This window comes from Synechocystis sp. FACHB-383, assembly GCF_014698605.1.
In the GTDB taxonomy this organism is placed as follows: Bacteria; Cyanobacteriota; Cyanobacteriia; order Cyanobacteriales; family Microcystaceae; genus Synechocystis; species Synechocystis salina.
In genome coordinates, this window is sequence record NZ_JACJTJ010000060.1 from 23526 (window position 1) to 30685 (window position 7160).

8 protein-coding genes are annotated in these 7160 nt (G+C 37.0%); all 8 read right to left on the minus strand.

The window, feature by feature from the left end:
• Positions 1 to 2: 2 nt before the first annotated feature.
• Complete coding sequence (locus H6G45_RS18255; protein ID WP_190599813.1) at positions 3 to 884, minus strand: alpha-1,2-fucosyltransferase; 882 nt, start codon at positions 882 to 884, stop codon at positions 3 to 5.
• Positions 885 to 890: 6 nt separating this feature from the next.
• Positions 891 to 2165, minus strand: a complete 1275-nt coding sequence (locus tag H6G45_RS18260; RefSeq protein ID WP_190599814.1) for a DegT/DnrJ/EryC1/StrS family aminotransferase — start codon at positions 2163 to 2165, stop codon at positions 891 to 893.
• Positions 2162 to 3103 carry a GDP-L-fucose synthase gene (locus H6G45_RS18265; RefSeq protein WP_190599815.1) on the minus strand — a complete coding sequence of 314 codons (942 nt, stop codon included), beginning with the start codon at positions 3101 to 3103 and terminating at the stop codon, positions 2162 to 2164. The genes H6G45_RS18260 and H6G45_RS18265 overlap by 4 nt, the downstream gene beginning before the upstream one ends.
• Positions 3081 to 3791: an FkbM family methyltransferase gene (locus H6G45_RS18270; RefSeq protein ID WP_190599816.1), complete on the minus strand. Its 711-nt coding sequence runs from the start codon at positions 3789 to 3791 to the stop codon at positions 3081 to 3083. The genes H6G45_RS18265 and H6G45_RS18270 overlap by 23 nt, the downstream gene beginning before the upstream one ends.
• 30 nt (positions 3792 to 3821) lie before the next feature.
• Positions 3822 to 4784: a glycosyltransferase family 10 gene (locus H6G45_RS18275; protein ID WP_190599817.1), complete on the minus strand. Its 963-nt coding sequence runs from the start codon at positions 4782 to 4784 to the stop codon at positions 3822 to 3824.
• Positions 4785 to 4788: 4 nt separating this feature from the next.
• Positions 4789 to 6048, minus strand: a complete 1260-nt coding sequence (locus tag H6G45_RS19925) for an ABC transporter ATP-binding protein (protein ID WP_190599818.1) — start codon at positions 6046 to 6048, stop codon at positions 4789 to 4791.
• Positions 6049 to 6148: 100 nt separating this feature from the next.
• Positions 6149 to 6355, minus strand: coding sequence for a type II toxin-antitoxin system HicA family toxin (locus tag H6G45_RS18285; RefSeq protein WP_242018244.1), 207 nt, complete (start codon positions 6353 to 6355; stop codon positions 6149 to 6151).
• A 29-nt stretch (positions 6356 to 6384) separates the two neighbouring features.
• Positions 6385 to 6597: a 2-phospho-L-lactate guanylyltransferase gene (locus H6G45_RS18290; RefSeq protein ID WP_190599819.1), complete on the minus strand. Its 213-nt coding sequence runs from the start codon at positions 6595 to 6597 to the stop codon at positions 6385 to 6387.
• Between the last annotated feature and the right edge of the window lie 563 nt (positions 6598 to 7160).

A 7160-nucleotide genomic window follows, 5' to 3' on the forward strand; every position in this document is an offset into this window, starting at 1 on the left:
TCTTATATTTTTATCCAAGATTCAGGAATTAAATCCTTGCTATTCCTACTTGGATCATTAAACCAATGCTTAGGAGCAATAACTATTTTATAGTGCTTTCGATTTAACCATGCTCCCCACCAACTAAAGCTACTATTGGCAATTATATTATGTTTACACAGACTCATTAATCGTAAATCTTCATAATTGCGAGATGCATTATTACAATCAACGATGGTTATAGGGTAGCCTAAATTAAGATTATGCTTAGCCCATTCTGGTTCGTCAGAAAAGATAAAGAAGTGAGGACTCGGTACACGATCGCCAATGTATTGAACAGCCTGAGTATAATATTCTTGATTACAAGTTCCGTGAATTTGATTGGTTAGGGAATCATTCACATAGTCGGTACGACGAACATGAAGTGATACAGATTCGGCAGTTTGAATTTGTTCAGCAAACTTGGCGCTAATTGGATCTTGTTGATACTTGACCACAAACTCCCGCTGTAAAATATTTGTAATATCTGCAAAATATTTTTCGGATTGCCAATAGCCATCTAAAAAAACATCATTAGAAGCATCCAGTATTTCGGGATCAAAATGAAAAAACTTTTCCGTTAGAAGATTCTGATTTTGATATACAAAAAAACTGGATTTTGATGATAGTTTCTTCTTAATCTTCCGAAAAAAATTATTTTCTTTACAAATATATTTGATTTCATTATGGGTGGCTAGGTATTCCCAAATATGGAAACAGTGCAAACTGTACCGATGTAATTTATATTGCTCAAAACCAAAAATATCAAGCTTTAATATGGTTGAATGTTTCTCAGCTAAACGTCTGGCCGCTGCATATTGAAACATTTGATTTCCAAGTCCACCAATTAGTCTAACGATAATCATGAATATTTAGTTAAATTTAAAAATGAAGGTCTCCATACAGTCGATAAGTTTATCTATATCTTGATCGGTATGGAAAGGGGACAAACCTAAATAAAAACCCTGTTGGTGAATTATATCTGCACCAGGATATGTATTGACGTTAAATTCAGAAAATATTTTTGCCACGGGATGTTTCGCAATATTTCCAGCAACAAGAGGACGGGTTTCGACTCCTTTTATTTCTAGATAATTAGTGATTTCTTTGCGGCTAAAGGGTGCATCAGTAGCTACTAATAGGGGAAGCGCAAACCAAGATGGAGATGCTTTAGGATCTGATTTTGGTCGTGATAACCATGGTTGATTATCTATAAAATCAAAAAATTTATTGGCAAGTTCAATACGGCGCTTATTGAATCCTGGGAGTTTTTGTAGTTGGTGTAAACCAAAACTGGCTTGGACATCAGTGGGACGAACATTAAAACCCCAATTAACAAAGGCATAGCGAGGGTCAACGTCATAATTAGTGAGATCATACAGGGTCGGATCAACATTTCTTACCCAACCATGAGCCCTTAAAATTTTGAGTTGCTCTGTAATTTCATGGTTAGCACAAGCAACCATACCACCTTCCATTGTGGTCATGTGATGGGAGAAGAAAAAGGAATAACTTCCTGCTAGTCCAAAGTTACCGACTTTAGTGCCATTCCATTCTGCCCCCAGTGCTTCACAGCAATCTTCAATAATATGTAAATCATATTTCTTGGCGATCGCCATAACCTGATCCATGTCACACGGATTACCCATAAGATGAACCAGAAAAATTGCTTTAGTAGATGGTGTAATCTTCCTTTCTAAATCTTCAATATCTATATTTAAGGTAGTAGGATTAACATCAACAAAACGAACTTTAAGTCCCGCCATCATTGCTGACCAGATTTGCGTCGGCCACGTAACAATAGGAACTAAGATTTCATCACCCAAATTTAATAAGGGTTGGACTGGATTAGTGAGCAGAAAACACATTAATAAATCTGCAGATGATCCGCTATTCACCATCACGCTATCACTACAATTTTGATAGACCGCGAATTGCCGCTCAAATTGAAGGGTTTTTTCCCACATTGTCGTTCTAAAACTGCAAAGAGAATCAAGTGCTTCAATGATTTCTTCAACGCCATAGGTCGCCAAGCTTAAGGGGTACCAATAGCGCCTAGGCTTTGCTTCATTGATACGACTAGAAGATTCAAGTAATAACTCAATCGCCCCAGTTAATTTTTTAGTGCTTTCATTGTTAAGTGTCATTTGATTTTACCTTCTATTTTTAACTGACGATATTCGGAAATTGTACGCTTAATTCCTTCCTGAAGATTAATGTTAGGCTCAAAGCCCATTTCAGTTAATCGAGAAATATCTAGACACTTACGGGGCATACCATCAGGCTTGGATATATCCCAAACAATTTCGCCTTGATAACCGACTTCTTGGGCAATTTGGTTTGCTAAGTCTTTGATCGAAATATCTGTGCCCGTGCCAAGGTTAATAATATCCGAACTGTTGCAGTATTCCATCAAAAATAGTAATGCTTTAGCGACATCATCAACATGGATAAATTCTCGCTTAGCTGAACCTGTCCCCCATAAAGTCACGGAAGGTTGATTTTCATCGGTTGCATCAACAAATCGTCTGACTAATGCAGAAAGAACGTGCGATCGCTCAAAATCAAAATGATCGTTTGTGCCATAAATATTGCAAGGCATGGGGCAGACTGTTAACATTCCATACTGTTCATAATAGTATTGAGCTAGCTTTAATCCCATAATTTTAGCGATTGCATAGCCTTCATTAGTTGGTTCAAGTACACCACTTAGTAAATACTCTTCTTTCATCGGTTGCGGACATTCTCGCGGATAAATGCAGGAACTCCCCAAAAACAAATTTTTCTTGGTTCCATACTTATGACAAGCTTCAAATAAATTAAGCTGCATTCTCGCATTTTCACTCAAAAATCCAACAGGATCAGCTTTATTCGCAATAATTCCACCAACTTTTGCCCCAATCATAAATACGTATTCGGGACGATATTGATCAAAATAAGCATCAACCTGTTGGCGGTCGCATAAATCTAGCTCATCCTTTTTTGGAGTTAAGAGATTCTTATTAGGTAACCACTTTTTTATAGCGGAACCAACCATGCCTGATACTCCAGTTAATAAAAATTTACCTTGGACTTTTACAATCATTTTTTTTCCAATTTTCCCAAACAAAAGGATATTGATAAGTCAAGAAATGAGTTTTACTTAATTCTTCTTGAATGTTGGCCATTTTCATCACTGCATCAGGCATAAAATCATGAAATTGAACTTGGATATTATTGATATTTTGAATAAATCCAGATTCAATTAAATGTTCTAAAAGATCATACTCGCCTCCTTCTATATTAATCTTTATTAGATCAATATATTTAATATTATGATTTTTGATAAAATCTATTGCTTTAACTAAATTTATATCTTCTATATCCTCACTCGATATTTTACCTTTAAAAGCAGAAGAACTATCTGCATCAATAAAAATTTCTGTTTCTTTATTAACATTAGATAGTCCAAATTGGTGAACAATAATTTTTGTGTTTTTAATAAACCTTTTTTCTATTTTATCTGCAAAAGTTTTAACTGGCTCAAAAACATGAATCTTACAACAATACATTGAAAAAATATCACTAGTCCATTGACCTTCAAAACCACCCAAATCAAATACTATTGAGAATTCGTTTAAATCATAATTTAGTCTTAGTGTCTTATCACCCTGAACCGCAAACCAATCAACTACTCTTTTTTCTTGGGGAAAGCAATATATATATTTTGCACCCTTATTTAAATAAAGAGCAATTTTTTCTAGAAGTTTTCTAAAGAATAAATCTATTTGCATGATTTTTTGAAAATTATCTAAACAATAAACTCAGGAGGGAAGAACTTTTTTGGTTATTTTTAGTATCTTTTTATAAATTAAGTCGATTTTAGATGACTGTAATTCAGATTCTGGAATGATTTTTAACGATGATTTTGATGACTTGCTCGGCAGTTCACTGACTATATCAACACATAACGGGAAGAAACTGCGTTTATCAAGATATTTTTCTTTTTCTTTTTCTAAAAAGCCCAAACTTGAAGAATAATGAGATGGATCAGTAATCACTTTTTCAATTAATCTAATGGAATTAGAAATATTCTCAATATCGATGTTGACAAATGAATTCGGCTCAAAATAGTTTATGACATTAGGACATCCATAATAAAAAGGAAAGGTTAAAGCTAAAAAACAATCAGGCAATTTTTCAGTTAACCAATCTTGATAATTTAAATTTTCGATTGCAATAGAATATTTATAAGGAGCAAGAACCTCCCACTTGTCATCAAAATCTCTAATTCCACGCCCAAATAAATCGATTTTATCACCGAAATGTTCTTCTAATTTAATTGCAAAATTATAACGTTTTTTATGCCCTTCAGTGAAAATTTTATCTGATGTCACAATTGACAATAACTTGGCTTTTTGAATTTCTCTGGTCTTTTTTAATTCGTCATAAGTTTTATTCACAAACCAAGGATGAGCTTGTTGTGAATAGATGATGTTAGGATGTTTGATATCTTTTTGACAGGTAACAACTGTGGCAAATTGATCAATGAATTTTTGAGAATATGTCTTGATAGTTGGTGGTTCCCATGTTACTAGAATAGTATTTTCATAAGGACACCTTACAGTTTCTTCTTTTAAAAGCCCATCACAAACTATCCAATAGTCACACTCATTAATATCTTGATTAATAAAAAACTGATAATCTTTCCATATTCCCGATGAATTTGGCGTTTGACGTAATAGAGGCCAATTAGGGTGCTGAGTCGTGACTTTTACCTTTATCATGATTTCAAGTCAAACTCCATTGACAATCAACTAATACAATCCCAAAACTTCTTTCTCCGATATGCTCAGGATTAAAATCGATGGGTGATTTAACAACCAATTGAAAATGCACAAAATCCCCAAAATTATAATCCTTGATACCATAACGACTAGAATGTAACTCCAAAATATAATTTCCGGCTGTTATAAACTTCTTAGGAATTTTTCCAAAACACAAATATCGACCCTTAGCAATAAACTCCATCTTTTCATTCCAATCAGCTAACAAGGAGCGGAATACAATGTCTCCTAAAACTGTTTTAAGAAAAATCCCAATCCGAAACAAAGTTAAATCTCGATCTAACTCAAAATCAATTTTAATATCTATCGGCTCTCCACCGTCATACTCAAGCGATGAAAAACCATTTTGTGATACTTGAAAATCATGAACAATGACTTCATCTCTTTGAATAGGAAAAGAAATTGAATGATTATTGATAGTTTGCAAGCTATAACGAGAAATTGAATCTTTCACTTCTTCAGTTCCTAGTGTTTCTCCCTTATTTAAAAATAATCCTAACTGGCATAGCATTTGAATTGCAGTCATATTATGACTAACAAATAAAACCGTCCTCCCCTCCTTTTCCGCCACATCCCCCATCTTCCCCAAACACTTTTTCTGAAACGCCGCATCCCCCACCGCCAGCACCTCATCCACCACCAAAATTTCCGGCTCCAAATGGGCCGCCACCGCAAACGCCAAGCGCACATACATCCCCGACGAATAGCGTTTTACTGGCGTATCAAGGAATCTTTCCACCTCCGCAAAATCCACAATCTCATCAAACTTCTTCTTGATTTCCGCCCGTGTCATCCCCAGGATTGCCCCATTCAGATAAATATTTTCCCGTCCCGTCAGCTCAGGATGGAAGCCAGTTCCCACCTCCAACAAACTCGCCACCCGGCCATGGAGTTCAACCCTTCCCGTAGTAGGCTCCGTAATCCGACTCAAAATTTTCAGGAGAGTAGATTTACCTGCCCCATTGCGGCCAATGATGCCAACGCATTCCCCTCGCTTCACCTCAAAGGACACATCCTTCAACGCCCAAAACTCCTCCTTAGTCTGGCGATCGCCTTTGCCCCGCCCCGTAAACTGCTTCACCAGAGACTTAGCACCATCCGCCAGCACATCCCGCAAGGCCACATAATTAGACCGCCCTTCTGCTTGGTGGCCAATCATGTACTTCTTACCCAAATTTTCCACCCGGATCATCACGTCCGACATAGAAGCCCTAACCGAAAATCAACACCCCTCCAGCTTACCCAATCCTCCCCCAAGGGTTAACAGTTTCTACTATATTCTTCACATTTAATCGAAAAAAACGTCAAAGAGTGTCCAAAATATCCTGCTTACTCACTTGATTATGCCCAGAAACCGATCTCAAAATATTATTAAGCGTTCCTATTCGGAGAGGACTATGGTTCGGAATACTGATTCTTTGATGAGATGGACTTTGAGTATCTAAAATAATATGACTTCCCTGTTGATGAACAACTTCGTAGCCCCAATGACGACAAAGAACTTCAGCCAAAGTTTTGCCCCTAAGATTACGAGGGATTTTCAGCTAATTACCAACAACTCATCTTTAATTAAGTGCAGTTTTATATTTGGCATTGATGGCTGATCAAAATAGTAACCCTTAACCGCTTCTATGACATTCTCTTTGAGTTCATCCCAAGTATCTGCTTGCGTGAAAATATTCTCCGTTAAGCCTTCAGCAATAAAGCCACCGTCTTCTTCCTGAGTCACCTCAATAACAATTGTATTTTTCATAATTCTTCCCCTAATCCGACACCCTAACTATACGCTAATTATCCGATCAATATAGCCTAGCCCCGTCAACTCAGGATGAAACCCCATTATCGGCTCCGTAATCCGACTCAAAATCTTTAATAAAGCGGGCTTCCCTGCCCCATTGCGGCCAATAATGCCAACTAATCCCCCCGCTTCACCTCAAACGAGATATCCCGTAATGCCACATGACTAATCCCCTCTGACTGGTGGCCAATTATGTACTTTATGTCCAAGTTTGCCACCCAGATCTTCAAGTCCGACATAGAAATTTCAATCGAGAACCGATACCCATTAGCTTACTCAACAAAACTCCAACGGCGATCGGCCTTAACAAACCGTTACTGAGGAATCGCAGATAATATAGCCCTTAGTGCTTTATTTACTGCATCTGAAGTTTTAAAAACCTTGGCAATGTCAGGCTCTAAAACTGGGAGCATCCCAGTTTGTCAGCAAGCATAAATACTCATAGAGAAGGCGTGATTAAGATAGGCACAGCGTAGGCGTAGCATTCGGTTAACATTCTTGGGAGACCATTGAGCACC

Bases quoted from the DNA above. Each gene is read 5' to 3' on its own strand.
- H6G45_RS19925 (WP_190599818.1), bottom strand. From the start codon at position 6,048: ATGTCGGACGTGATGATCCGGGTGGAAAATTTGGGTAAGAAGTACATG.
- H6G45_RS18260 (WP_190599814.1), bottom strand. From the start codon at position 2,165: ATGACACTTAACAATGAAAGCACTAAAAAATTAACTGGGGCGATTGAG.
- H6G45_RS18255 (WP_190599813.1), bottom strand. From the start codon at position 884: ATGATTATCGTTAGACTAATTGGTGGACTTGGAAATCAAATGTTTCAA.
- H6G45_RS18265 (WP_190599815.1), bottom strand. From the start codon at position 3,103: ATGATTGTAAAAGTCCAAGGTAAATTTTTATTAACTGGAGTATCAGGC.
- H6G45_RS18290 (WP_190599819.1), bottom strand. From the start codon at position 6,597: ATGAAAAATACAATTGTTATTGAGGTGACTCAGGAAGAAGACGGTGGC.
- H6G45_RS18275 (WP_190599817.1), bottom strand. From the start codon at position 4,784: ATGATAAAGGTAAAAGTCACGACTCAGCACCCTAATTGGCCTCTATTA.
- H6G45_RS18270 (WP_190599816.1), bottom strand. From the start codon at position 3,791: ATGCAAATAGATTTATTCTTTAGAAAACTTCTAGAAAAAATTGCTCTT.